Source organism: Oerskovia sp. 140933 (genome assembly GCF_059651515.1).
Genome location: NZ_JAMXIO010000001.1, coordinates 241,641 through 265,647 on the forward strand (window position 1 = coordinate 241,641; position 24,007 = coordinate 265,647).

Here is a 24,007-nt window from a genome sequence, read left to right on the forward strand (position 1 = left end):
TCAGCCTGCGTGCTCGGTGCGCAGCGCCTCGACGTACTGACGGCTCTTGTAGGTGCCGCAGGTCGGGCACGCAGCGTGCGACAGCTTGTCGCCCTTGCACTGCGGGCAGGTCGTGAGGTTCGCGGCGGTGGTCTTCCACTGCGAACGACGCGCACGGGTGTTGCTGCGCGACATCTTGCGCTTCGGAACAGCCACGGCTAGCTCTCTTTCGTCTCGTCGGACACGCTCGGATCCTCGAGCATGCTCTGTAGTGCCGACCACCGGGGATCGACAATGTCGTGCGAGTGATCAGGATCCTCAGCCAGACGTGCTCCGCACTCGGAGCACAGGCCCTGGCAATCGGGCTGACACAACGGTCTGAATGGTAGTGCAGTGACGACGGAATCCCGAAGTGCGGGCTCGAGATCGATCAGGTCGCCCTCGAGCTCGTACACCTCGTCCTCGTCGTCACCGGACTCTGCCGCGGCCTTCGCACGCTCGGGATACACGAACAGCTCCTGGATGTCCGCGACGACGTCAGCCGTCACCGGTTCCAGGCACCGCACGCACTCCCCGACCGCCTGGGCCTGGGCAGTCCCCGTCACCAGCACACCGTCCATCACCGATTCGAGCCGGACGTCCAGCGCGAGGTCGGTGCCTTCAGGGATGCCGATCACGACGGTACCGAGGTCAGCCGGGGCCTTGACCGTGCGAGACACCTCACGCATAGATCCGGGACGCCGACCGAGCTCGTAGGTGTCGAGCACAAGAGGCGAGCGCGGGTCGAGAGTGATGGGTTCCTCCACAGGGTTTCGACGGCCCGACGGGCCACCGGTGTTCAAGGTCACAGCACACGAGCCATCACCGCGAGAACTCGGGGGATGGACGGGTGTCCTCGGTCCCAGCCGATGACAGGCAGGACCAACGGACTATCTTACGGCATCACCGAAGTACCGTCGAACCTCGCGAACTGCCCCGGCGGGACCGCCCGGGGCACGGCTACTCGGGGGGCGCCTGGTAGTCGCCGATGCGCTGCGCGAGCTTGGCGCGGCCCGCGTGCACCTGCGCCATGATCTTGCCGAGGTCCACCTCGAACTCCGCGAGGCGCCGGTCGCAGTAGTCGTCGGCGTCCACCCGCAGCTCCGCGGCCGTGCGCTCGGCCTCCTCGACGATGGAGCGCGCCTGCGACTCGGCCTGGACCGTGACCTGCTCCTTCTGGACGAGCTCGATCGCCCGGGCGCGCGCCGTGGTGAGGATGTCCTCGGCCTGTCGCCGGGCGTCCGCCAGGACCGCGTCGGCCTCGGCCAGGACCTCGTCCGCGTGCGCGAGCTGCTCGGGCAGCGCCTGGCGCATCTCGTCGACGAGGGCCAGCGCGTCGGCCTTGTGCACCAGGACCGAGGACGACATGGGCATGGCGCGGGCGTTCTCGACGAGCAGCGCCAGGTCGTCGAGGATCACGTGGAGCCCGGCCTCGGTCTGCGCCTCGTCCTCGGTCTGCCCGAGCGGGTGGTCGTTCATCGGCCTGTTCCTTCCGTGGTGGGGGGCGTCTGCTGCGTCGGCCGCATCGGCTCGGCCGCGGGCGTCGAGCCGGCCGCACGGTCCGTGATCGCCCGGCGGACGATGTCGCCGACGCCCGCGGGCACCAGGTCGTCGACGGGACCACCGAAGCGGGCCACGTCCTTGACGAGCGAGGACGCGACGTGCGCGAGGGCCGGGTCGCCCGGGACGAACACCGTCTCGACGCCCACGAGGTGGCGGTTCATGAGCGCCATGGGCAGCTCTGCGTCGAAGTCGGCACCGCCCCGCAGGCCCTTGACGACGGCCACGGCCCCGACCTCGCGGCAGAAGTCCACGAGGAGTCCGGGGACGATCGCGACGCGGACGTCCTCGAGCCCCGGGGACGCGTCGAGGGCCGCGCGGGCGATCTCGACGCGCTGCTCGGCGCTCAGGAGGGCCGACTTGGTGGAGTTGCGGGCGACCCCGAGGATCACGACGTCGAACAGGGTCCGCGCACGGCGGACGATGTCGAGGTGGCCGAGGGTGAGAGGGTCGAACGACCCCGGGCAGACGGCGATGGTCACCTCGCCACGGTAGTACACACGCCTCGGGAATCCTGGCAGGTCAGGACGGGTGGCCGTCCTGCGGCTCCCTCCTGCGACCCGGGCGCGGGCGCGGCAGGATGGGCCCATGTCCCCCGAGTCCGGTCCCGTCGTCGTCCCGCTGCGTTCGGTCGAGCAGCTCACGCAGCTCTACCGGGACGTGCTCAGCCCGTCGTTCCCGCCGGCCGAGCTGGTCTCGCTGTCGTCGTTCCTCGCGGAGCACGCGGCAGGGCGCCTGGAGTCGTTGGGCGTCGTGGAGGTGCCCGACGGCGCCGCTCCCCCGGGCCCGTCGGGTGCGGGGACGGCAGGGGCCGGCGAGGCGGCCGCCCACGAGGCGGGCGAGTCCGGTACGGGGCACGCCGGGCGCGTGGTGGCGGGCGTCGTCGGGTCGTGGTCGGCCGAGGCACGTGTCCTGCTCGTGCAGTACCTCGCGATCGCGCCGGGGCGCCGCGGAGGCGGGATCGGTGCCGCGCTGCTCGGGGCGGCCGTGTCGGCGTGGCGGGAGAACCTGCACCCGGTCATGGTGCTCGGCGAGGTCGAGCACCCGGGGTTCCATGCCGCGAGCGAGGCGCACGGCGACCCCGAGGCGCGGCTGCGGTTCTACGCGCGCCACGGTGGGCGCGTGCTCGCGGTGCCGTACTTCCAGCCCGGCAACGAGCCGGGGGCCGAACGGGTCCCGGCGCTGCTCCTCATGACGCTCGCGACCGAGGACCCGGCAGCGACCAGCGTCCCTGCGGCTCCCCTGCGCACGTTCCTGCAGGAGTACTTCGTGGACAGCGAGGGTTCCCTGGCCGACGACTCCCCCACCCGCGCACTGTTCGACGCCGTCGCGGGCGACCGGGTCGCGCTGCTCGGCGTGGACGAGCTGGACCGGGTGCCCGTGGGGCTGCTCGACGGGTCGTCGCTGCGAGCACCGTCGGCCGGCTGACGCCGGTTGCCACCCGCGAGACGGGTGGTCCGGCGCGAGACGGGTGGTCCGGTCCGCGCCCGGACCACCTGTCTCGCGCCGAAGCACCCGTCTCGTGGTCGACGGCGAGCAGGGTCAGGACCCGGCGGCCTGCGGCTCCTCGGCCGTCGCGGGGCCCGCGTAGTACACCGCGGTCTCGCCGTAGTCCTTGCGGGCGAGCAGCTCCCACCCGCTGGGCCAGGTCGGTTCGGGGCTGCGCGTCGACCGCTCGACCACGACGACCGCGTCCTCGACGAGCGCGGAGGTCTGCGCGAGCTGACGGAGGAGCTCCGCGACGACGGCCTCGGACACGTCATAGGGCGGGTCGATGAAGACGACGTCCCACGTGGTCGCGGGGGGCGACAGGACGAACTTCTCGGCCTTGTCCTGGACGACCTGCACGTTCGTCAGCCCGAGGGTCTTCACGTTGGTCCGGCAGACCTCGGCCGCGACCCGCGCGGCGTCCACGAGCACGACCTTCTGCGCGCCCCGCGAGGCCGCTTCCAGCCCCAGCGCGCCCGAGCCCGCGTACAGGTCCAGGACGTAGGCGCCGTCGAGGACCCCGTAGTGCTCGAGCCGCGAGAAGATCGCCTCACGCACCCGGTCGCTCGTGGGCCGGGTCCCCTTGGGGGGCACCTGCAGGCTGCGTCCACCGACCGTCCCGGCCACGATCCTCGTCATGCGGACAGCCTAGTTCCCGCACCACCGATGCCCCGCCCCCCGGATCCCGCCACAGCCCGAGCCCGGCGCCGGGCGCCACGCGCCGGGCGCCGGGGCCGAGCACCGGACCGCACCGCTATGCCCGCTCCAGGAACTCCTCGCGCTCGGGGTCGAGCTGGCTCGCGATCGCGGCGCGCAGCTCGGGGTGCTCCGCCAGGTCCGGGTCGGCCGCGATCACGTCGGCCGCATCGGCGCGCGCCTGCTCGATCACCGCGACGTCCTTCACGACGCGCAGCAGCTTCAACGAGCTGGCCCTGCCGGACTGGGCCGCGCCCAGCACGTCGCCCTCGCTGCGCAGCTCGAGGTCGACGGTCGCGAGCCGGAACCCGTCGGTGGTCTCGGCCATGGTCTCGACGCGCACCGCCGCGGGGGTCCCCGGCTCGACGGTCGAGACCAGGAGGCACAGCCCGGGCGCGGACCCGCGGCCCACGCGCCCGCGAAGCTGGTGGAGCTGCGAGAGACCGAACCGGTCGGCGTCGAACACGACCATCACGGTGGCCTCGGGGACGTCGACGCCGACCTCGACGACGGTCGTGGAGACGAGCACCTGGACGGCCCCGGACGCGAAGTCGGCCATGACCCTCTCCTTGTCCGCGGGGGGCATCTGGCCGTGCAGGACCCCGACGACGAGCCCCCGCAGCGCGGGCACGCTCGCGAGCTCCTCGGCGACCTCGAGCACGGCGCGCAGCGGCGGCCGGTCCGACCCGGCGCCCGCGCCGTCGAGGTCGAGGAAGTCGGGCACCTCGTCGAAGTCGTCGGTCCGGGACTTCTTCCTGGAGGCGGCGCCCACGCCGTCGGCGTCACCCGAGGCCGCGGCCTCGTCGGGGTGGATCCGCGCGCACACCACGTAGGCGCGGTGCCCGGCGTCGACCTCCTCGCGCACACGCTGCCACGTCCGGTTCATCCACGCCTCGTTGTCGGCGGGGACCACGTGCGTCGTGATGCCCGCGCGCCCCGCCGGGATCTCGGTGAGCGAGGACGTCTCGAGGTCTCCGAAGACGGTCATGGCGACCGTGCGCGGGATGGGGGTCGCGGTCATGACGAGCAGGTGCGGGCTGGTCCGGGCCTTGGCACGCAGCGCGTCGCGCTGCTCCACACCGAACCGGTGCTGCTCGTCGACCACGACCAGGCCCAGGTCCGCGAACTGCACGTTCTCGCTCAGCAGCGCGTGCGTGCCGACGACGATCCCGGCCCGTCCGCTCGCGGCGTCGAGCAGCGCGGACTTCTTGGCCGCGGCGCCCAAGGACCCGGTGAGGAGCGCGATGCGCGTCCCGTGGTCGGCCCCGCCCAGCATCCCCTCCTCGGCGAGCGGCCCCAGCAGCGTCCGGAGCGTGCGAGCGTGCTGGGAGGCGAGCACCTCGGTGGGTGCCAGGAGCGCAGCCTGCCCTCCGGCGTCGACCACCTGGAGCATCGCGCGCAGCGCGACGACCGTCTTGCCCGAGCCGACCTCGCCCTGGAGGAGGCGCTGCATGGGGCGCGAGCGCGCGAGCTCGGCCGAGATCTCCTCGCCGATCTCACGCTGCCCGGCCGTGAGCGTGAAGGGCAGCGACGCGTCGAAGTCCGCTAGCGCGCTGGGCTCGCCCGGTGCGCGCAGCGGCCGGGCGGTCGCCTCCTCGGCCTCGGCCCGCGCGCGCCGCTGGGCGAGCGCGGCCTGGAGCACGAACGCCTCCTCGTAGCGCAGACGGTCCCGCCCGTGCTGCCACTGGCGCGTGTCGAAGGGTTCGTGGACGTCCTTGAGCGCCGCGTGCCGCGACCCGAACCCTCGGGCCTCGCGGACGGCGGGCGGCAGCGGGTCCGGCACCTCGTCCTCGGTCAGCGGGTCGAGGACCTGACGGACGGCCTTCTGGATGCGCCAGCTCGGGATCGAGGCGCTCGCCGGGTAGAGCGGGATGGGGCGGCGCGCCTCGATGAGGGCGGCCTCCTCGTCGTCGGCGTCGACCCCGATGATGAGGTAGTCGGGGTGCGTGAGCTGCCGCGTCCCGCGGTAGGCGCTCACGACGCCGGTGAACAGGCCGGTGCGGCCGGGCTGGAGCCGGCTCTCGTGCGTCCGCAGCGCGCCCGTCCCCTTGGCGAAGAACGTCAACGAGAGGCGGTGGACACCGTCGGTGACCTCGGCCTGGAGCATGGCCCCGCCGCGCGAGCGCATGGCCCGCACGGTCGCCTGGACGACGCGCGCCATGATCGTGACGTGCTCCCCGAGCACGAGCCCGCCGAGGTCGGTGAGCCGGCCCGGGTCGCCGTAGCGGCGCGGGTAGTGGCCGAGCAGGTCGCCCGTGGTCTCGAGGCCCAGCTTGGCGAGCGCGCCCGCCGAGCGCGGGCCGAGCACCTTGGTCAGGGGTTCGGCGAAGCGGTCGACCGGCCCGGTCACCAGGTCGCCCGCGAGGCGCCGGGTGCCGGTCACGTGATCGGGGGCCGCCGGCTCCGCGTCGGGACCCGACGCGCCGAAGGGTTCGCCGCTCATTCCGCTCCCAGCTCCAGGTCGGCGTGGTCCCGCCCCGGGTCGAGGACGACGACCTCGATGCCGGGGACACGTTGGCGCGCGATGCCTGCGACCACGTCGATCACGACGGGGTCCACGAGGCGCCCGGGCAGGACGGTCAGCACCTCGTCACCGCTGCGGAGGAGGGCCTCGAGCGCGGGCCGCACGAGGCTCCCGTCGGCGGGCACCTGGACCGCGCGGACCTCGGCGAGCGTCGACCGCATGAGGGCGCGGGCGTCGTCGGCGGGACCCAGCGTCGCGGCGGCGAGGGCGGCCACGACGTGCAGGTCGGTGGGGGCGTCGAGGACCTCGATGCCTCGCAGGTCTCCGGCGCCCGCGCCGACGAGCGCCCCGGCGCCTCGGGCGGCGTGGGCCGCGCGTGCGCTCCCGGGAAGGACCACGACGTGGCGGGCCCCGGTGTCCACGGCGACACGCAGCACCTCGTCGGGGCTGGGCGTGTGGTCGGTCGCGAGCAGGACCACGGCGCCGCTGCGGGCCAGGTCCGGCACGAGCCCCGGGGCCGAGGTGACGGCGACCACGCCGTGCTCGGGCACGTGCTGGGGCGGCGGCGGGGTCGCGTGGCCGTGCAGGTCCTCGAGGCCGCGCGCCGCGACCTGGGTCGCGAGGTGCCGTACGCACACCTGACGCAACGGGGCGCCGTCGGCAGCGGTCCGGGCGGCGTGGACGGCGCGCGCGGGGTCGTCGGTGTGCACGTGCGCCTGCCAGACGCCCTCCCCCACGACGACGACCGAGCTCCCCACCTGCGCGAGCGCCCCGCGCAGCGAGTCGGCGAGGTGTGCGGGCGCCGTGGTGCGCGAGCCGTCGACGACGAGCATGACCTCGAACTCGCCGTCGAGGCCCACGGGCACGTGCTCCTCGGGGGCGTCCCACCCGTCCGGCCCGACGCCGTCGCTCCCCCCGGGCGTCCGGGTCGCCGTGACGTCGCTCACCCCGTCGGCGCGGGTCGTGCTGCTCACCATGGAGGCCATGGTGCCGCCGGCCACCGACAACCCGTCGGTCCCGTCGACGGGGCCGGGCTCGACGCCCAGCGCGCGGCACAACGCGTCGAGCACGAGGACGAGCCCGTACGCCCCCGCGTCGAGCACGCCGGCCCGGGACAGGACGTCGAGCTCGTGGGGGCTGCGCAGCATGGCCTCGTGGGCTCCGGTGCGGGCGGCCAGGACCACGCCGACCAGGTCGGCCCCCGCGTCCGCCGCGGTGCGGGCGGCGACGGCCGCACCGTCGGCCGCCGTGAGGATGGTGCCGGGGACGGGGACGGCGACGGCCGCGTACGACGAGCGGGCGGCGGCCTCGAACCGGGTCGCGACCCGCAACGCCCCGACAGGCTCGTCGGCGAGCGTGGTCGCGCCCGCGAAACCGCGCAGGAACTCGCTGAGGATCACGCCCGAGTTGCCGCGGGCCCCGATCAGGGCGCCCCGTGCGAGCGCGAGGAGGAGCTCGTCGACGGGGGCGCCGTCGGGCACCTCGCTCACGGCGCGCGCGCCCTGGGTGACGGTCAGGAACAGGTTGGTCCCCGTGTCCGCGTCGGCGACGGGGAACACGTTGGCGCTGTCGATGCGCGCCCTGGCCTCCCCGAGGGTCCGGACCGCCTCCGCGACCCAGGCCTGCACGACCGCGGGCTCGATCCGTCCTGTGGCGTCCGTCACGCTCGTGGGGCTCCTTCGTGGGGTCCGGGCGCGCGGGGGTGCCGAACCCCCGTCGAGCCTGCGATACTTACCGGACCACCGTAGTCCGCCCTGTGCGCTGCTCTGTGCATGCGCCCGGGTCGGTTTGGGGTGGAGGGCGGCCATCGGCTACCCTATGGAGGTTGCCCGGACAGATCCGGGCGACCACGGACGTTCCCTGGCTCTCGCCGGTTCGGAGCGTTCACCCCACAGACCATTCACTACGTCGCCGCTGTCCTTTCGCGGAGGCGTGCACGACGATCAGGAGAAATCGTGGCTGCCAACTGCGAAGTCTGCGGCAAGGGCCCGAGCTTCGGGCACAGCATCTCGCACTCGCACATCCGTACGAAGCGTCGCTGGAACCCGAACATCCAGCGCGTCCGTGCGATCGTCTCGGGTACCCCGAAGCGTCTCAACGTGTGCACCTCGTGCCTGAAGGCCGGCAAGGTCGTCCGCCACGTCTGAGCCTTTTCCGCTCTCACGAAAGCCCGTCAGGACTCGTCCTGGCGGGCTTTCGCGTTGCCGGGCAACGGCCGGGCAACGACCGGGCAGCGGCCGGGCAGCGGCGCCCACCCCGGCCGTGAGCCACGGCTCCGGCATCCGCCGCCCGACGGGCCGCGTCAGTCCGGTCGTCGCTGCCTGGGCCGGGCCCGGAAGTGCGCCCGCTCCCCCTGGGGTCCGTGGAGGACGAGCAGCTCGACCGGGTGCTCGTCGGCGTTGAGGATCGCGTGCGGGGTGCGGGTGTCGAACTCGGCAGCCTCCCCCTCGCCCAGGACCAGGTCGTGCTCGCCGAGCAGGAGCCGCAGGCGCCCGCCCAGGACGTACAGCCATTCGTAGCCCTCGTGCACCTTGGTCTCCGGCAGCACGTCCGAGGTGCGTCCGTGCATGACCTGCTTGTAGGCCTGGACCCCGCCCGGGCGCCGGGAGAGCGGCAGGATCGTCGAGTCGCCCCGCTTGACGGGCCGCGCGTGGATGCGCGGGTCCCCCGTGGGTGGGGCACCGACGAGCTCGTCGAGCGGCACCTCGTGCTCGCGGGCGAGCGGCAGCAGGAGCTCGAGCGTGGGGCGACGCCCTCCTGACTCGAGGCGGGACAGGGTGCTCACGGAGATGCCCGTGCGGTCCGACAGCTCGGCCAGCGTCAGGTCGCGCTGCTGCCTGAGGGCGCGCAGCCGGGGGCCGACGGCCTCGAGGGCAGCGGCGAACGGGTCGTCCTGGTGCGTGTCCGTGTGCTCGTCCATGCGGTCGAGTTTGCCATTGCGGCAACAGGAGTTGCCACCGCAGACGCCGCGCGGTGATGCTCGACGCGGAGGTGGTCCCCATGACCCGAGAGAGCACGACACCCGCCACGGGTGAGATCACGCACACCGGCGGCGCGGCGAGCACCTACGACGTGGTCGTCGTCGGCGGCGGCGCTGCCGGGCTGAGCGGCGCCCTGACCCTCGCCCGCGCACGACGCAGCGTGCTCGTGATCGACGCGGGTCGCCCACGCAACGCCCCGGCCGCGCACATGCACGGCTACCTGTCCCGCGACGGCGAGGACCCCGCGGCGTTCCTCGCCGTGGGGCGCGGCGAGGTCACGGCGTACGGCGGACGCATCACGCACGGCACGGTCGAGTCGGCCGTCCCGCTCGCGGGCGGCGGGTTCGAGGTCCGGCTCGCGGACGGCCGGGACGTCGGTGCTCGCCGGCTGCTCGTCACGACCGGCCTGCTCGACGAGCTGCCGGCAGTCCCTGGCGTCGCCGAGCGCTGGGGCAAGGATGTCCTGCACTGTCCGTACTGCCACGGCTGGGAGGTCCGGGACCAGGCCGTGGGCATCCTCGCCACGAGCCCGATGTCGCTGCACCACACCCAGCTCTGGCGCCAGTGGACCGACGACGTGACGCTCTTCCTCCACGAGGGTCCCGCACCGGACGCCGTGACGCGCGCCGCGCTCGACGCGCGCGGCGTCCGGCTCGTCGAGGGGCCGGTCGAGGCCCTCGACGTCCAGGACGGCGTCCTGAGCGGGGTGCGCCTCGCGTCGGGCGAGGTCGTGCCGTGCGCCGCGCTCGTGGTCGCGCCTCGTTTCACCGCCCGGTCCGCGCTCCTGGAGTCCTTGGGGATCGAGACGGTGGAGCAGGAGGTCGACGGCACGGTCGTCGGGACGTACGTGCCCTCCGACCCCATGGGCGCGACGTCGGTGCCAGGGGTCCGCGTCGCGGGCAACGTCACGCACCTCATGGCGCAGGTCGTCGCGGCGGCGGCTGCGGGGGTCCAGGCGGCCGCGGCGATCAACGGGGACCTGATCGCCGAGGACGTCCGGGAGGCGGTCGCCAGGGCTGCGACCGGCGAGCGGGCCGCCGACGGCCCGCAGGCGGCGACGGGCAAAGGCTGAGAGGATCGGTGGACGACGGACCGCGGGGGCGACACCGATGACCCGGGCACACCCCTCGGCGAAGCCGACAACACATCTCCTTGGGGAGATTTGCTGAAGATCCGGACAAAGAGGGTTGGCGGATCTCCACGGAAGTGGCAGGATTTGGTCATGGTGACGGAACTCAACGAGGTAACGATCCGCACGGCGACACCGCAGGACGCGCCTTCGATCGCCCAGGTCCACATCGCTTCCTGGCGCGGGGCCTACGCCGGGATCGTCCCCGACGAGTACCTGGCCTCTCTCGACCACGACCAGCGCGAGGCCGCCTGGACCAGCAACCTCACGAGCTCGGGTGCTGACATCCTGCTCGCCGAGGCCGACGGTCGAGCCCTCGGCTTCGCCAGCATCGGTCCGGCGCGCGACGAGGACGCAGACGACGGCGACCTCGAGATCTACGCCATCTACCTCGACCCCGAGGCCTGGGGTCGGGGCGTCGCCCGTGACCTCATGCGCACCATGCTCGGCAAGGTCCCCCCTCGCACCCCGGTCTCCCTGTGGGTGCTCAAGGACAACGACCGCGCCCAGCACTTCTACCGCCGTCACGGCTTCGCACCGGACGGGGTCGAGCGCCGCGACGACATCGGCGGGCGCGACCTGACCCAGGTCCGCTACCGCCGCACGATCTGAGTCCCGCGCCACCGCACGCCGACCTCTCCCGTCGAGGGGGGTCGCCCCGCCGGGCGGCCCCTCCGTCGTGTCGGGCCCCCTCCGGGATCGCCGAGGCGACCCCATCGCGGGGCCACGTCGGGTTCCTAGCCCCTGAAGTGGTCCCAGCCGACGCCGTGCGCCCGCGGCGCGATCCCGTCGACCGTGACCGCAGCCCCTGGTCCGCCCGGGTCCCCGGAGCGGCGCCCGTCCACGACTCGCCCCACGGCCCGGAACGGCTCCGGCAGCACCGTCCCCGCGGGGAACGTCGCGAGCAGCCCGTGGTCCTCGCCACCCGTCAGGACCCAGTCCCGGGCCAGCGCGGCGTCCTGCCCGGCCGCCGACGCCTCGGCCGCCGACACCTCGGCAGCGGCCCACTCGCCCGCCGGTCGCTCGCCCGACACTGCACGCACCGCGGCCGCAGCGGCACCCAGCCGAGCGAGGTCTCCTGCGAACGCGGCCAGGTCGAGGTCGATCCCGACGCCGCTCGCCCGCGCGACGCGACCCGCGTCCCGCAGCAGCCCGTCGGACAGGTCGAGCATCGCGGTCGCCCCCGCGTCGGCGGCGGCCGGCCCGGCGCCGAGCGGCGGCTCGGGCCGCAGGTACGCGTCGACCAGCTCCTGGTCGGCGGTACCCAGGTCGTGGTCGAGCAGGGCGAGTCCTGCGGCGGACCAGCCTCGACGCCCGGCGTGCGCGACGACGTCGGACACCCGGGCTCCCGAGCGCAGGACCGGCGCCCGCCCGCCCAGGTCCCCGTGGACCGTGACCGCGACGACCACGTCGTCGCCGCTCGACAGGTCTCCCCCGACGACGGCGGCGCCGCTCGGCGCGCACGCCGCGGCCAGGCCTCGGGCCAGTCCCGTGACCCACTCGACCGGCAGGTGCCCCGGGATCACGAGCGAGACCACGAGGGCCGTGGGCCGCGCCCCCATGGCCGCGACGTCGGCGAGGTTCTGCATCGCGGCGCGCCACCCGACGTCGTACCCCGTGGACCACTCGGGACGGAAGTGGCGGCGCTCGACCAGGACGTCCGTGGAGACCACGAACCGCCCGTCAGGTGCACCGACCACGGCCGCGTCGTCCCCCGGCCCGACGAGCGTGGCCTCGCCCGTCGGCAGCAGGGGGAAGATCGCCGCGAGCAGCTCCTCCTCCGACGTCTCGCGCACCAGCGCCGGGCCCTCGTTCAGATCGGTCACGGCGCCACCTTACGCGGGACCGGGGAGCACGCCGGAGCGGCTACCGTTGGAGGGTGCTGAACGACCCCCGTACCCCTGCCCGACGCCGGACGCTCACCGGGATCCTGCTGGTCGCCGTGGCCGCGGGCCTCATCGCCTGCACGCCCACGATCGGCGTCCCGGTCGCGGAGGACGCCGCGAACCCGAAGTGCGCCGAGGTCGTCCTCGCGGTCCCCGACGAGCTCGGCGAGCTGCCGAAGATCAAGACCGACAGCCAGGCCACCGCCGCGTGGGGCGAGCCCGGCGCGGCCGTGACGCTGCGCTGCGGCGTGACGCCGCCCGAGCCCACCACGGCCTTCTGCCAGAGCGTGTCAAGCACCGCGGGCAGCGTCGACTGGATCGTGACCGACGACGGCAAGGACACCTGGACGTTCGTGACCTACGGCCGCGACCCCGCGGTCGAGGTCCAGATCTCCCCTGCCGTGAAGAACTCCCAGTCCACGGACTTCGTCTCCGACCTGAACCGCGCGGTGTCCAAGGTCGAGCAGACGCGCTACTGCATGTAGGTCGGCACAGCGCCCGGGCGAGAGGCCGCAGGACGCGACGACGCGAAGAGCGCGCCGCCCCGTGAGGGTGGCGCGCTCTTCGCGTCTGCCCGTCCGGTCGGCGGGCCGGTCAGCGCAGCCCGGTGGGGCGCTGCAGCGCGAGCTGGATCAGCTCGTCGATCAGCTCGGCGTACGTGATCCCGGACTTCTCCCACATGCGCGGGTACATCGAGAACGGCGTGAAACCCGGCATGGTGTTGATCTCGTTGACGATGACCTGACCGTCGGTCGTCACGAACACGTCGACGCGGGACAACCCCTCGGCACCCACTGCCTCGAACGTGCGGACCGCGATGTCACGGACCTCGTCCACGAGGTGGGGCGGAAGGTCGGCCGGGCAGCTCAGCTCGACGCCCGCCTCGTCGAGGTACTTGGCCTCGAAGTCGTAGAAGGCGTGGTGCGCGTCCGTGACGACGATCTCACCGGGCAGCGAGGCGCGCGGGCGCTCGCCCGCGCGGCCCCCGAGGACCGCGCACTCGATCTCCCGGCCCACGACGCCGGCCTCGACCAGGACCTTGGGGTCGTGCTTGCGCGCCTCGGCGATCGCCGCGGGCAGGTCCGCGAGGTCGTCGACCTTGGTGATCCCCAGGCTCGACCCGGCGCGGGCGGGCTTGACGAAGACGGGAAGCCCCAGCCCCGCGACGGTCTCCGTCCAGGCGGCGGGGTTGCGGTCCCACTCCCCCGGCCGGATGACCGTGTACGGCGCGATGGGCAGCCCCTGGCCCGCGAGCACCAGCTTCATGAACTGCTTGTCCATGCCCACGGCGGAGGCCAGCACGCCCGCACCCACGTACGGGACGTCTGCCAGCTCGAGCAGCCCCTGGATCGTGCCGTCCTCGCCGAACGGGCCGTGCAGCAGCGGGAAGACGACGTCGACCTCGCCCAGCTCGCGCGGGAACTCGCCCGGCTCGAGGACGCGCAGCTCGCGCTGACCGACCGCGAGCGGCAGCAGGACCTCGCCACCCGTCGCCGTGACCTCGGGCAGGTACCCCGGTGTGATCTCCCAGCGCGCGGGCTCGTCCGCCGCGAGGACCCACTGGCCCTCCTTGGTGATACCGACGGGGACGACCTCGTAGCGCTCGCGGTCGATCGCGCGCATCACGCCGCCGGCGGTGGCGCACGAGATCACGTGCTCTCCGGAGCGTCCCCCGAAGAGGAGGAGGACGCGCGCCTTGCGCGCGGGAGCAATGGGTTCTGGCTGGCTGGACATCGCCGACGACCCTACCGGAACCCCGATCGACAACGTGAACAGGACGGGGGCCGCAAGGTGCTCCCGGAGTGGAGGACCAGTGATAGAACGAGGGCATGAGCCTCCCTCTGCTGACCGACGACCTGCTCGACCGCATCCGCTCCCGCGCCGCGGGCTACGACCGCGAGAACGCGTTCTTCACCGAGGACCTCGAGGAGCTGACCGCGGCCGGCTACCTCCAGGCCTTCGTGCCCGCCGCGATGGGCGGACCAGGGCTGGGTCTGCGGGACGTGGCGCACGAGCAGGTCCGCCTCGCGGGTGCGGCCCCCGCGACCGCCCTCGCGGTCAACATGCACCACGTGTGGACCGGCGTGGCGCGCTACCTGTACGAGCGGGGCGACCACTCGCTCGACTTCGTGCTCGAGGAGGCCGCGCGCGGCGAGGTCTTCGCGTTCGGGTACTCGGAGCCGGGCAACGACCTGGTGCTGTTCGGGTCGCGGACCCAGGCACGCCCCGACGGCCGGGGCGGCTACTCGTTCCACGGCCGGAAGATCTTCACGTCCCTGTCCCCCGCGTGGACGCGGCTGGGCGTGCTCGGGATCGAGACACCTGCCGAGGACGGCTCGGGCCTGGAGGGCGAGCCACGCCTGGTGCACGCGTTCGTGACGCGCGGGGGCGGCGGCGTCGACGTCCTGGACGACTGGGACACGGTCGGCATGCGCGCGAGCCAGTCCCGCACCACGATGCTCGTGGGCGCGCACGCCCCGGCCGACCGCGTGGTCCGGCGCCTGGCCCCGGGGCCGTCGACGGACCCGCTCGTGCTCGCGATCCTCACGACGTTCGAGGTCCTGCTCGCGTCGGTCTACACGGGCATCGGCAAGCGCGCCCTGGAGCTCGCGGTCGAGAACGCGCACCGGCGCACCTCGATGAAGAACGGCGGCAGGCCGCTGTCCCAGGACCCCGACATCCGGTGGCGCGTCGCGGACGCGGGCATCGCGATGGACGGGATCTACCCGCAGATCGACCAGCTCGCGGGCGAGATCGACGCGCTCGTGGACCGTGGCGCGGGGTGGTTCACGGCCGTCGCGGGGCTCAAGGTGCGGGCCACGGAGACGGCGCGTGTCGTCGTCGACCAGGCGATCCGGGTGTCCGGCGGGTCGTCGTACTTCGCGTCCTCCGAGCTGGGGCGCCTGTACCGCGACGTGCTCGCGGGCATCTTCCACCCGTCGGACGACGAGTCGGCGCACTCGACGTACGCGAGCGCGCTGCTCGGGCCGGTCGAGGACTGACCCCGGAGCAGCCCCCGGGCGTGCGGCCCGGGTCGCGCGCGGTCGGCGCGCCTCGGCCCGGGCCGCACGCTCGGCGCACCAGCACGCCGGCGCGCCGCGACCGGCCCGCATACCGGTTGCCCGCGGCGCCCGTCCGGTCGCCGGGCGTAACCTCACCCCCATGACGACCGAGCCGACAGGGCCGACAGCGCCCTCCGCCCACCGTGCCGCACCGCTGTCCCCGGCCACGCTCGCGGTCTCGGCGGGGCGCCCGCCGCGTGAGCAGGGCGGTCCGGTCAACCCGCCCGTCGTGCTGTCCTCGACGTACGTCTCGCGCGGGGTGCAGCAGCCGGGTGAGCTCCTCTACACGCGCATGGACACCGAGACGTGGCACCCGTTCGAGGAAGCCCTGGCGGCCCTGGAGGGCGCTGCGGAGCCGGGCGTCGTGTTCAGCAGCGGCATGGCGGCGATCGCGGCGGTCTACTCGTTCGTCCCCGCAGGCGGCAAGGTCGTCCTGCCCCGGCACGCCTACCAGGTGACCCTGGGGTTCGCCGACGACCTCGCGACGCGCCTCGGCGTCGAGGTCGTCCGGGTCGACGTGGCCGACACCGACCAGGTGCTCGCCGCGATCGACGGGGCGGACCTGCTCCTGCTCGAGTCGCCGACCAACCCGATGCTCGAGGTCGCCGACCTCCCGGTCCTCCTCGCCGCGGCCCGACGGCGTGGCGTGCTGACCGCGGTCGACAACACCTTCGCGACCCCGCTCGGCCAGCAGCCGCTCGTCCTGGGGGCGGACGTCGTCGTGCACTCGGTCACCAAGTACCTGGCGGGGCACTCCGACGTCGTCCTCGGGGCCGTCGTCACGAGCGATCCCGCGCTGGCCGCGCGGGTGCGCGCGTACCGGACGCTGCACGGCGCGATCGCGGGGCCGTGGGAGGTGTGGCTCGCGCTGCGCGGGCTGCGGACCCTCGCGCTGCGGGTCGAGCGCTCGCAGGCGAGCGCCGCGGAGATCGCCCGGCGTCTGGCCGATCACCCGCTCGTCGAGGAGGTCCGTCACCCGAGCCTGCCGACCGACCCGGGGCACGAGCGCGCGGCCCGCACCATGACGGGCTTCGGGGCGATCATCGGGCTGCGTCCGCGCGGCGGGCGCGAGGCCGCCGACGCGCTCGTCGAGGCCGTCGGGCTGTGGGTCCCCGCGACGAGCCTGGGCGGCGTCGAGTCCAGCCTGGAACGGCGGCGGCGGTTCGCGACCGAGTCGCACACGGTCCCCGAGGACCTGCTGCGCCTGAGCGTCGGCATCGAGGACGTCGAGGACCTGTGGGCGGACCTCGACCGGGCCCTGCGCGCCACGGTCGGGGACTAGCGGGCCCGACGGCGCCGCTCACCCCGCGAGCACGGCGTCGGGGCGAGCCGGGACCGGGCGCGCGACGCGCCGGGGCTGTCCCGGCCGCCGCCGGGCGGTGGCCGGCCGTCGGTCAGGGGCGCAGAGGGTCAGGGGCGCAGACGGTCAGGGACGCTGACGGTCAGGGACGCTGACGGTCAGGACCGTCGGGGTCGCCCGGACCGGCGGGCCGCTGTTCGTCGACGTCCGCGCTGAAGACGACGACCCCCGACTCGAGGTCGACGTCGACCGGGGGCGCGGTGGACGGCGCCTGGGCGATGTCGAGCCGCTGGCGCTCCTTCTCCTCGGTGAGGTGGACCCGGTTGGGCTGGAAGACGTCGACGAGCTCTCCGAACGCGCCCGCCCCCGCGCTCTCGCCCGCACCGCGCCCGTCCCCCTGCTGCCGCTCCCTGGAGCGCCCGCTGACCATGCGCTCGATCGCGACCACGGCGACGACCACGATCAGGACGATGAGGAACAGGGTCCCGCCGACACCGCTCAACCACGACATGGGACCACGGTAGGTCGGGTGGGAGCCGCTGTCATCACTCCTGCGAGGGAGCTTCCGGCGTGCGTGCGACGACGCCCGGTGAGCGGGCGCCGGCGGCGCACACGCCGAAGGTCCTCGTCACCGCGCGGCGCCCCGGTCGCGTCGAGTGAGGAACTCGCCCCCGGATCGAGACCGTGCCTCCACGCTTCCGTGTCCTTGCCCGCCTACGCTCGAAGGTCACCCGGGAGAGGCTCTCGGGGACGTGGCTCCAGGAGGTAACCGATGTACGGCACGGCCCGACGACACCGACATGCAGCGTTCTCCGCCGCGGTCGTGGCTGCTCTTCTCACCCTCACGGCCTGCGCGGGCGACACCGACGGCGACGACGGGACGACGAGCGGGGGCCCCTCCACGGTGTCCCCCTCCCCGTCGACGTCGGCCGCGCCGTCCCCCTCGGCGGGCGCGACGGACTCCCCGTCCGGGACCACCGACGACGACGGGTCGACCTCGGTCCCGCCCTTCCCCGCGAACACTGACCCGGACACGGCCGAGCCGTCGGCCGGCGCGGCGCTGACGGTGACCGACGTGCGCGTCGGTCGCCACGACGGGTTCGACCGCGTGGTGTTCGAGCTCGGTGGCACCGGCACGCCCGGTTGGCGCGTCGAGTACGTCCCGGAGGCGATCGAGGACGGCAAGGGGGACGTGATCGACGTCGACGGTGACGGGACCCTCCAGGTCATGATCTCCGGCTCGGGCTACCCCATGGACACGGGGGTCGCCGAGTACGCGGGCCCCAACCCGCTGCGGGTCGCGGAGACCGACGAGGTCGAGGAGGTCGTGCTCCGCGGGGTCTTCGAGGGGAACACGCAAGCCTTCATCGGGACGGACGAGGTCAGCCCGTTCCGGGTCTACGCCCTGACCGACCCGACGCGGGTCGTCGTGGAGGTCCGCAACGACGACACGTGACGGGTCGTGGCTCGGCGCCCCCGGGAGGGCGCCGAGCCGGCAGCGTGGGCGGGACTCAGCGTCCCGACGTCACGCCCTCGGACTTCTGCGGGCGGGACAGCAGCCCGCGTGCCATGTCGTCGACGGGCATGCCCTCGTGCAGGACGGCGACGACCCCGGCCGTGATGGGCATGTCGACGCCCACCTTCTGCGCGAGCTCGAGGACCGACCGGCAGGACTTGACGCCCTCGGCGGTGCCTCCCGTCGCGGCGATGGCCTGGTCGAGGCTCATCCCCGTGCCGATGTGCTTGCCGAGCGTGTGGTTGCGCGACAGGGGTGACGTGCAGGTCGCGACCAGGTCTCCCATGCCGGCGAGCCCGGAGAAGGTCTCGGCGTCGGCGCCGAGCGCGAGCCCGAGGCGCGTGATCTCGACCAGGCCGCGCGTGATGACGGTCGCGGTCGTGTTGTAGCCGAACCCGCGCCCCTGGGCGATACCCACGGCGAGGGCGATGACGTTCTTCACGGCCCCGCAGAGCTCGACGCCCACGACGTCCGAGTTGGTGTACGGGCGGAAGTACGAGGACGAGCAGGCGGCGGCGACGAAGCGCGCGGTGTCCTCGTTCGAGGACGAGACGACGGTCGCGGTCGGCTGGTGCTCGGCGATCTCCCGGGCGAGGTTGGGGCCGGAGACCACGGCCACCCGGTCGAGCGGCAGGCCCCACACCTCGGCGACGACCTCGCTCATGCGGCGGTCGGTGCTGAGCTCGACGCCCTTCATGAGCGAGACGGCGACGACGCCGTCGGCGAGGTGCTCGCGCAGGGGGGCGAGGGTCGCGCGGGCGCTCTGGGACGGGATCGCGACCACGACGAGCTGCGCCCCCGCGAGGGCCTGCGCCGCGTCGGTCGTGGCGGTCAGTCCCGCGGGCAGCTCGATGTCGGGGAGGTAGGCCGTGTTGCGTCGCGTCGAGCTGATGTCGGCGGCGACGTCGGGGTTGCGTCCCCAGAGGCGCACCTCGCAGCCCGCGTCGGCCAGGACCGCGGCGAAGGTCGTGCCCCACGCCCCGGAGCCCAGGACGGTGGCGGTGATCTGCTGGTCGTTCACTTGCGTTCCTCCGAGCCGGGGTTCTTGCGCACGTCGAAGCGCACGGCGGGGGCCTTCTCGCCGCGGATGTCCTCGAGCAGGGCCGTGATGGCGTCCATGATGCGGTCGGTGGCCTCGCGCAGGGTCACGGTGTCGATCGGACGCTCGTAGAGGTCCGACAGGTCGACGGGCGGCCCGGCGTGGACGGAGACCTTCTTGGGCGGGAACGGCCGGAACCGCTTGCTGTAGCGCGGCAGGATGTCCTGCATGCCCCACTGCGCGATGGGCACCACGGGCATGCGGCTCGCGAGCGCGAGGCGCGCGGCACCGGTCTTGCCGACCATGGGCCACAGGTCCGGGTCGCGCGTCAGCGTGCCCTCGGGGAAGACCGCGACGCACTCGCCGAGCGCGAGCTGGTCGACGGCCGCGCTCACCGAGGACGCGGCCCCCGCGGTGTTGCGCTGCACGGGGATCATCCCGGTCCGGTCCAGGAGCCAGCGCAGGCCGGGGATCTTCCACAGCGACGCCTTGGCGAGGATCTTGGGCGCCCGGCCCTGGTCGTAGAGGAAGTGGGCGAACGTCAGCGGGTCGATGTTCGACATGTGGTTGCCCGCAGCGATGAACCCGCCGGTGGCGGGGATGTTCTCCGCCCCCTGCCAGTCACGGCGGGTGATCGTGAACATCAGGGGTCGCACGATGAGCGCGACGGCGCGGTAGGCGCGGCTGTCTGGGTGGGCTGTCGGCACGGTCACCGAGCCTACCGGGCCGCGTGCCGTCGTCGGGCCCGACGGCGCCGCTCGCCCGGGTGCGGCCTCAGATCCAGCCGTGGCGGCGCGCGAGGTGGACGGCCTCGTGGCGGTTCGTCGCGCCCAGCTTGGCCGCGGCCGACGACAGGTAGTTGCGGACCGTGCCGGGGGCCAGCGAGGCGCGGGACGCGATCTCCTCGACGGGCGCCCCTCCCGCGGCGAGCTCCAGGACGTCGGCCTCGCGGGGCGTCAGGGGGCTGGTCCCGGCCGCGATGGCCTCGGCGGCGAGCTCGGGGTCCACGTAGCGTCCGCCGGCCTGGACCTGGCGCACCACGTCGGCGAGGACGCGCGAGGAGACGGTCTTGGGGAGGAACGCCCGGACCCCCGCCTCGAGCGCGCGCTTGAGGTAGCCGGGGCGCCCGTGGCTCGTGACCATGACGACCCGGCAGCCGGGCGCCTCGGTCGCGAGGGCGTGGGCGACCTCGATCCCGTCGAGGCCGGGCATCTGCAGGTCGAGCACCGCGACGTCGGGCGTGTGCTTGCGCGCGGCCGCGAGCGCCTCGGTCCCCGACGCGGCCTGGACGACGACCTCGAGGTCCTCCTCGAGCGAGAGCAGGGTGGCCAGGGCGTCGCGGATGAGGTTCTCGTCGTCGGCGAGCAGGATGCGGATCACGCGGTGGGGCCTTCCTGGGCGGGGCTGGGCGCGCCGGTGCCGCGGCCCCGGGAGACGAGCGGCATGCGCGAGACGAGGCTACCGACCCCCGGGAGCGGGACGCTGGCCGTGAGACGGAACGCGGGTGGTTCGAGGTGCGTCTCCAGGCGCCCGCCCGTCTGGGCGAGGCGCTCGCCCAGCCCGATCAGCCCCGAACCGCTGGGGCTGCCCGGGCTGGTCGTGGTGCGGTCGAGGTCGGGGACGCCGTCGTTGGTCACGGTCAGGACCGCCTCGCCGCGCGCGACGCGCAGCGTGATCTCGCAGCGCGTCGCGTGGGAGTGCCGGACGACGTTGGTCACGGCCTCGCGCACGACCCACGCGAGGGCTTCCTGGGTGGTCTCGGGCAGCGAGCTCTCCTCGCCGTCGCCGCACGACTCGATCGTGGTCTCGATGTCGGCCGACCGCAGGACCGAGCGCGCGCCGCTGAGCTCTGCCGCGAGGTCCGCGGCACGGTAGCCCGCGACGACGGCCCGGACCTCGCGCAGCGAGTCCTGCGCGATCTGGCGGACCTCGAGCATCTGCTCGGCCGCCCCGGGGCGCCCGCGCGAGGCCAGCTCCGCGGCGAGCTCGCTCTTGACGGCCACGACCGAGAGCGTGCGGCCGAACACGTCGTGCAGGTCGCGCGAGAAGCGCAGGCGCTCCTCCGCGACGGCCAGGCGCGCGTGCAGGACCCGGTTGCGCTCCTGCTCCCACACGATCCCGAGCATCCACACGGACACGCGGTACGACGCGAACACGCCGACGCACATGATGGCCACGGCGATGCCCTGCCCGATCGCCGCGCCCACGGCCGTGTCGTCGTGGACCGGGGCGACGAGCCAGGCGACGGCCCCGGAGGTCAGCGCGACCCCGAGCGCCCCGAGCGCCAGCCACCGGAAGGTCAGGAGCGGAGCGCACGCCGCGACGGAGAACCCGAGCGTCGCGGTCACGACCAGGACGGGGGTGTTGCCCATGAACAGCGACCCGTCGCCCTCGGGGTAGGCCGCGGTGCCGACGACGCTGGTCGCGACGGCGAGCACCGCCAGGGTGGTGAGGGCCCACCGGGGAGGGGGCGGGCCCCCGAGGAACCGCGTGACCCCGTACCGGACCACGACGACGCAGGACGCCGTGTGCGCGATGCTCAGCCCGATGAGGGGGGCGAGCAGCGCCGGGTTCCCCGTCGGCGCCTCGCCCACGATCCAGAGGACCACGTAGAGCTCGAACGTCGCCACCACGTAGAGCGACCAGCGCGTGTAGGTGTCGAACCGTTCGGGGTTGGAGCGGCGCGACCACGCGCCGACGAGGGGGTTCCGGCTCACGGGGGCCAGCCTTTCATGCGGGCGCTCCATCCCGGGCGCACCCGGCGCGCCGGGCGGACGTCAGCGGCGCGGCTCCCACCGCATGTACCGGGTCGCGAGCCACGCGCCCAGCACGCACCACGCGAGCAGGACCGCGAGGGGCTGCGCGGCCAGGGCGAACGTCTCCCCCAGACCGACCGCGACGCCGTCGGGCCCGAGCCCCGTGAGACCGATCGTCAGGAGCTCGGCCACGGGGTGCAGGGGCGTGTACTCGGCGAGGGTCTGGACCCGCTCCGGGAGGAGCGTGAGCGGCAGCGTGGTCCCGGACAGGAGCAGCGCGCCGGCCATGATCGGCAGCGTCGAGAGCTGTGCGGACTCGAGCGTGCGCGTGAAGGCGGTGCTCGCGGCGGCGAGGGCCGCGAACACGAACGTCCCCCCGATCACGGCGACGAGCAGCAGCAGGACGTTCGCGGGGACGTCGAGCCCGATCCACACCGCGATCGCGACCCCGCCCAGGACGAGCTGGGCGAGCATCGTCACGACCGCGGGGGTCGCGGCGCCCGCCAGGATCTCGGCGTCCGAGCACTGACCGGTCCGCAGACGCTTGAGCACGAGCTCCTCGCGCCGGGCGACGTAGGCGCTCGCGAGGTTGTAGTACACGACGAACATGAGCGCGAAGCAGATGAGGCTCGTGAGCGCGAAGGCCCCGACGACCGACGTCCCGGCGCCCTCTCCCACGAACGCCTCGAAGGCGCCGGAGAAGTGCAGGAGGGCGACCATGGCCGGGGCGAGGGCCACGCCGTTGAACAGGGCCGTGCGGTTGCGCAGGAGCAGGGTCGTCTCGGCCCGGACGAGCGAGCCGGTGCGGCGCAGCGAGCCCGCGAGGCCGGTCGAGGACCGGGGGGTCGCGGTCGCTCCCGAGGAACGGGAGGTGCGGGTCTGGGTCTGGGTGGTCATGCTGCACGCTCCGTCTGGTCGATGGTGGACGCCTGGCCCGAGAGCGAGGCCCCCGGGCCGTCGGCGATCGCGAGGAAGGCCTGCTCGAGCGACGCCGGGCGGGCCTCGATGCGGCCGAACGTGACGTCCCGGTCGGTGGCCCAGGCGAGCAGCACCGCGAGGCTGCGCTGGAGGTCGCGCGTCACGATCGCGAGGGTCCCGCCCTCGACCTGCACGACCCGCTCGCCCGGCAGCAGCGGAAGGTCCGCGAGGTGGGGCCGGACGCTCGCCTCGTCGACGTAGACGTGCGCGGGCTCCGCCTCGACGATCTCGGCGACGGTCCCCTCCTGCACGATCCGTCCGCCGTGCATGATCGCGAGGCGGTCGGCGAGGCGCTCGGCCTCCTCCAGGTAGTGCGTCGTCAGGACGACCGTCGTGCCGTCGTCGAGCAGCCCGCGGACCAGGTCCCAGGCCGAGCGGCGGCTCTCGGGGTCCAGTCCCGTGGTCGGCTCGTCGAGGAAGAGCACCTCGGGGCGTCCGAGGAGCGCCAGGGCGAGGTCCAGACGGCGTCGCTCCCCTCCGGAGAGCGAGCTCACCGTGACGTCCGCGCGGCCGCGCAGCGCGACCAGGTCGAGCGCCTCCTCGACGGGGCGCGGGGCGGCGAGCGTGCCGGCCCACATGCGCGCGGTCTCGACCGCGGTCAGGTCCGAGGGGAATCCGGCCTCCTGGAGCATGATGCCGATGCGGGGCCGGACCTGGGCGCGCTGCCGGTAGGGGTCCTTGCCGAAGACCTGGACCGTGCCGCCCGTCGGGCGGGCCAGCCCCTCGACGACCTCCAGGAGCGAGGTCTTGCCCGCGCCGTTGGTGCCGAGCAGCGCGAAGAGCTCGCCGCGCCGGACCTGCAGGTCGACGCCCGCGACGGCCTCGAACCCCGTGCTGCCGCGCGCGCTGCTCGTGTAGCGGCGGCGCAGGCCCTGCACGTCGATGACGAGCTCGTCCCCGGGGAGGTCGCGGCCCGGGCGGCCGCTGCTGAAGGTGTCGTTGTCCATGCCTCCAGCCTGCTGGCCGCGGGGCGGTCCGGGCAGTGCACCCCGTCACCCGTTCCGTCGGGTTCGTCACCGTTGCGCGATGACGTTTGTCACGCGGGACCGTCCACCCGGTCCGGCCGGGCGGGACCCGCAGGAGGCGCCACCCGCAGGGGCGCCCCCCGCAGGACGCCGACGGGCGCGGTGCGTG

Annotated in this window: 25 protein-coding genes; 8 read left to right on the forward strand and 17 right to left on the reverse strand. The window is 74.1% G+C overall.

All coding sequences use genetic code 11. The features are described 5' to 3' along the window. The 4 genes from rpmF to coaD all read right to left on the reverse strand — a co-directional run bounded on the left by rpmF (window position 1) and on the right by coaD (window position 2,060). Complete coding sequence (gene rpmF / locus NHG27_RS01090) at window positions 1–195, reverse strand: 50S ribosomal protein L32 (protein ID WP_030150858.1); 195 nt, start codon at window positions 193–195, stop codon at window positions 1–3. Between the two features lie 2 nt (window positions 196–197). Then, entirely contained in the window at window positions 198–746 is a 549-nt protein-coding gene (locus tag NHG27_RS01095; RefSeq protein WP_407671979.1) for a YceD family protein, read from the reverse strand. 232 nt (window positions 747–978) lie between these two features. After that, window positions 979–1,497 (reverse strand): ATP synthase subunit B family protein, encoded by a 519-nt coding sequence (locus NHG27_RS01100; RefSeq protein WP_193721192.1) that lies wholly within the window; start codon window positions 1,495–1,497, stop codon window positions 979–981. Further along, complete coding sequence (coaD, locus tag NHG27_RS01105) at window positions 1,494–2,060, reverse strand: pantetheine-phosphate adenylyltransferase (RefSeq protein ID WP_193721193.1); 567 nt, start codon at window positions 2,058–2,060, stop codon at window positions 1,494–1,496. The genes NHG27_RS01100 and coaD overlap by 4 nt, the downstream gene beginning before the upstream one ends. Before the next feature lie 106 nt (window positions 2,061–2,166). On the opposite strand from coaD, the gene NHG27_RS01110 reads away from it, so the two are divergent. Beyond that, complete coding sequence (locus tag NHG27_RS01110) at window positions 2,167–3,006, forward strand: hypothetical protein (RefSeq protein ID WP_497014462.1); 840 nt, start codon at window positions 2,167–2,169, stop codon at window positions 3,004–3,006. Window positions 3,007–3,120: 114 nt separating this feature from the next. Here the strand turns inward: NHG27_RS01110 and rsmD are convergent, their stop codons facing one another. The 3 genes from rsmD to NHG27_RS01125 form a co-directional block, all read right to left on the reverse strand. Then, complete coding sequence (gene rsmD / locus NHG27_RS01115; RefSeq protein ID WP_497014463.1) at window positions 3,121–3,705, reverse strand: 16S rRNA (guanine(966)-N(2))-methyltransferase RsmD; 585 nt, start codon at window positions 3,703–3,705, stop codon at window positions 3,121–3,123. Between the two features lie 115 nt (window positions 3,706–3,820). Further along, on the reverse strand, window positions 3,821–6,205 hold the full coding sequence (locus NHG27_RS01120) for an ATP-dependent DNA helicase RecG (RefSeq protein WP_497014464.1): 2,385 nt from the start codon (window positions 6,203–6,205) through the stop codon (window positions 3,821–3,823). Then, the gene (locus NHG27_RS01125; RefSeq protein ID WP_497014465.1) at window positions 6,202–7,890 is read right to left on the reverse strand and encodes a DAK2 domain-containing protein; all 1,689 of its coding nucleotides are present in this window, start codon (window positions 7,888–7,890) and stop codon (window positions 6,202–6,204) included. Before NHG27_RS01125 ends, NHG27_RS01120 begins: the two co-directional genes overlap by 4 nt. A gap of 291 nt (window positions 7,891–8,181) precedes the next feature. Here NHG27_RS01125 and rpmB point away from each other — a divergent pair, with 291 nt between their 5' ends. Next, window positions 8,182–8,373, forward strand: coding sequence for a 50S ribosomal protein L28 (gene rpmB, locus NHG27_RS01130; RefSeq protein ID WP_030150850.1), 192 nt, complete (start codon window positions 8,182–8,184; stop codon window positions 8,371–8,373). A gap of 155 nt (window positions 8,374–8,528) precedes the next feature. Here the strand turns inward: rpmB and NHG27_RS01135 are convergent, their stop codons facing one another. Then, window positions 8,529–9,146 (reverse strand): helix-turn-helix domain-containing protein, encoded by a 618-nt coding sequence (locus NHG27_RS01135; protein ID WP_193721198.1) that lies wholly within the window; start codon window positions 9,144–9,146, stop codon window positions 8,529–8,531. An 80-nt stretch (window positions 9,147–9,226) separates the two neighbouring features. Here NHG27_RS01135 and NHG27_RS01140 point away from each other — a divergent pair, with 80 nt between their 5' ends. Further along, entirely contained in the window at window positions 9,227–10,279 is a 1,053-nt protein-coding gene (locus tag NHG27_RS01140) for an FAD-dependent oxidoreductase (protein ID WP_497014466.1), read from the forward strand. A 150-nt stretch (window positions 10,280–10,429) separates the two neighbouring features. Then, on the forward strand, window positions 10,430–10,948 hold the full coding sequence (locus tag NHG27_RS01145; protein WP_193721200.1) for a GNAT family N-acetyltransferase: 519 nt from the start codon (window positions 10,430–10,432) through the stop codon (window positions 10,946–10,948). Window positions 10,949–11,073: 125 nt separating this feature from the next. Here the strand turns inward: NHG27_RS01145 and NHG27_RS01150 are convergent, their stop codons facing one another. Continuing rightward, complete coding sequence (locus tag NHG27_RS01150) at window positions 11,074–12,162, reverse strand: thiamine-phosphate kinase (protein ID WP_497014467.1); 1,089 nt, start codon at window positions 12,160–12,162, stop codon at window positions 11,074–11,076. Window positions 12,163–12,215: 53 nt separating this feature from the next. On the opposite strand from NHG27_RS01150, the gene NHG27_RS01155 reads away from it, so the two are divergent. Further along, complete coding sequence (locus NHG27_RS01155) at window positions 12,216–12,707, forward strand: DUF3515 domain-containing protein (RefSeq protein ID WP_497014468.1); 492 nt, start codon at window positions 12,216–12,218, stop codon at window positions 12,705–12,707. Window positions 12,708–12,816: 109 nt separating this feature from the next. Here NHG27_RS01155 and NHG27_RS01160 read toward each other — a convergent pair whose 3' ends face one another. Then, a complete protein-coding gene (locus NHG27_RS01160) occupies window positions 12,817–13,956 on the reverse strand; it encodes a D-alanine--D-alanine ligase family protein (RefSeq protein WP_497014469.1) in 1,140 nt (379 codons plus the stop codon). Between the two features lie 95 nt (window positions 13,957–14,051). Between NHG27_RS01160 and NHG27_RS01165 the strand changes: the two genes are divergently transcribed. Together NHG27_RS01165 and NHG27_RS01170 are read left to right on the forward strand one after the other, a co-directional pair. Beyond that, entirely contained in the window at window positions 14,052–15,224 is a 1,173-nt protein-coding gene (locus NHG27_RS01165) for an acyl-CoA dehydrogenase family protein (protein WP_497014470.1), read from the forward strand. Window positions 15,225–15,384: 160 nt separating this feature from the next. Beyond that, window positions 15,385–16,566 carry a trans-sulfuration enzyme family protein gene (locus NHG27_RS01170; RefSeq protein ID WP_497014471.1) on the forward strand — a complete coding sequence of 394 codons (1,182 nt, stop codon included), beginning with the start codon at window positions 15,385–15,387 and terminating at the stop codon, window positions 16,564–16,566. A gap of 160 nt (window positions 16,567–16,726) precedes the next feature. Here the strand turns inward: NHG27_RS01170 and NHG27_RS01175 are convergent, their stop codons facing one another. After that, window positions 16,727–17,095 carry a DUF6191 domain-containing protein gene (locus NHG27_RS01175; protein ID WP_497014472.1) on the reverse strand — a complete coding sequence of 123 codons (369 nt, stop codon included), beginning with the start codon at window positions 17,093–17,095 and terminating at the stop codon, window positions 16,727–16,729. 312 nt (window positions 17,096–17,407) lie between these two features. On the opposite strand from NHG27_RS01175, the gene NHG27_RS01180 reads away from it, so the two are divergent. Next, a complete protein-coding gene (locus NHG27_RS01180) occupies window positions 17,408–18,040 on the forward strand; it encodes an AMIN-like domain-containing (lipo)protein (protein WP_321575544.1) in 633 nt (210 codons plus the stop codon). A gap of 55 nt (window positions 18,041–18,095) precedes the next feature. On the opposite strand, the gene NHG27_RS01185 is transcribed toward NHG27_RS01180, so the two are convergent. From NHG27_RS01185 to NHG27_RS01210, 6 genes are all read right to left on the reverse strand, one after another. Next, on the reverse strand, window positions 18,096–19,121 hold the full coding sequence (locus NHG27_RS01185) for an NAD(P)H-dependent glycerol-3-phosphate dehydrogenase (RefSeq protein ID WP_321575545.1): 1,026 nt from the start codon (window positions 19,119–19,121) through the stop codon (window positions 18,096–18,098). After that, window positions 19,118–19,846 carry a lysophospholipid acyltransferase family protein gene (locus tag NHG27_RS01190; RefSeq protein WP_497014473.1) on the reverse strand — a complete coding sequence of 243 codons (729 nt, stop codon included), beginning with the start codon at window positions 19,844–19,846 and terminating at the stop codon, window positions 19,118–19,120. The genes NHG27_RS01185 and NHG27_RS01190 overlap by 4 nt, the downstream gene beginning before the upstream one ends. 67 nt (window positions 19,847–19,913) lie before the next feature. Continuing rightward, window positions 19,914–20,519, reverse strand: a complete 606-nt coding sequence (locus tag NHG27_RS01195; protein WP_193721480.1) for a response regulator — start codon at window positions 20,517–20,519, stop codon at window positions 19,914–19,916. Next, window positions 20,516–21,856 (reverse strand): sensor histidine kinase, encoded by a 1,341-nt coding sequence (locus NHG27_RS01200; protein WP_497014474.1) that lies wholly within the window; start codon window positions 21,854–21,856, stop codon window positions 20,516–20,518. The genes NHG27_RS01195 and NHG27_RS01200 overlap by 4 nt, the downstream gene beginning before the upstream one ends. Before the next feature lie 60 nt (window positions 21,857–21,916). After that, window positions 21,917–22,792, reverse strand: a complete 876-nt coding sequence (locus NHG27_RS01205; protein WP_193721482.1) for an ABC transporter permease — start codon at window positions 22,790–22,792, stop codon at window positions 21,917–21,919. Beyond that, window positions 22,789–23,820: an ABC transporter ATP-binding protein gene (locus NHG27_RS01210; protein ID WP_497014475.1), complete on the reverse strand. Its 1,032-nt coding sequence runs from the start codon at window positions 23,818–23,820 to the stop codon at window positions 22,789–22,791. The genes NHG27_RS01205 and NHG27_RS01210 overlap by 4 nt, the downstream gene beginning before the upstream one ends. Window positions 23,821–24,007: the final 187 nt, after the last annotated feature.

Bases quoted from the DNA above. Each gene is read 5' to 3' on its own strand.
- NHG27_RS01110 (WP_497014462.1), top strand. From the start codon at position 2,167: ATGTCCCCCGAGTCCGGTCCCGTCGTCGTCCCGCTGCGTTCGGTCGAG.
- NHG27_RS01100 (WP_193721192.1), bottom strand. From the start codon at position 1,497: ATGAACGACCACCCGCTCGGGCAGACCGAGGACGAGGCGCAGACCGAG.
- NHG27_RS01175 (WP_497014472.1), bottom strand. From the start codon at position 17,095: ATGTCGTGGTTGAGCGGTGTCGGCGGGACCCTGTTCCTCATCGTCCTG.
- rsmD (WP_497014463.1), bottom strand. From the start codon at position 3,705: ATGACGAGGATCGTGGCCGGGACGGTCGGTGGACGCAGCCTGCAGGTG.
- NHG27_RS01135 (WP_193721198.1), bottom strand. From the start codon at position 9,146: ATGGACGAGCACACGGACACGCACCAGGACGACCCGTTCGCCGCTGCC.
- NHG27_RS01140 (WP_497014466.1), top strand. From the start codon at position 9,227: ATGACCCGAGAGAGCACGACACCCGCCACGGGTGAGATCACGCACACC.
- NHG27_RS01210 (WP_497014475.1), bottom strand. From the start codon at position 23,820: ATGGACAACGACACCTTCAGCAGCGGCCGCCCGGGCCGCGACCTCCCC.
- NHG27_RS01145 (WP_193721200.1), top strand. From the start codon at position 10,430: ATGGTGACGGAACTCAACGAGGTAACGATCCGCACGGCGACACCGCAG.
- NHG27_RS01160 (WP_497014469.1), bottom strand. From the start codon at position 13,956: ATGTCCAGCCAGCCAGAACCCATTGCTCCCGCGCGCAAGGCGCGCGTC.
- NHG27_RS01170 (WP_497014471.1), top strand. From the start codon at position 15,385: ATGACGACCGAGCCGACAGGGCCGACAGCGCCCTCCGCCCACCGTGCC.
- NHG27_RS01165 (WP_497014470.1), top strand. From the start codon at position 14,052: ATGAGCCTCCCTCTGCTGACCGACGACCTGCTCGACCGCATCCGCTCC.
- NHG27_RS01120 (WP_497014464.1), bottom strand. From the start codon at position 6,205: ATGAGCGGCGAACCCTTCGGCGCGTCGGGTCCCGACGCGGAGCCGGCG.
- NHG27_RS01205 (WP_193721482.1), bottom strand. From the start codon at position 22,792: ATGACCACCCAGACCCAGACCCGCACCTCCCGTTCCTCGGGAGCGACC.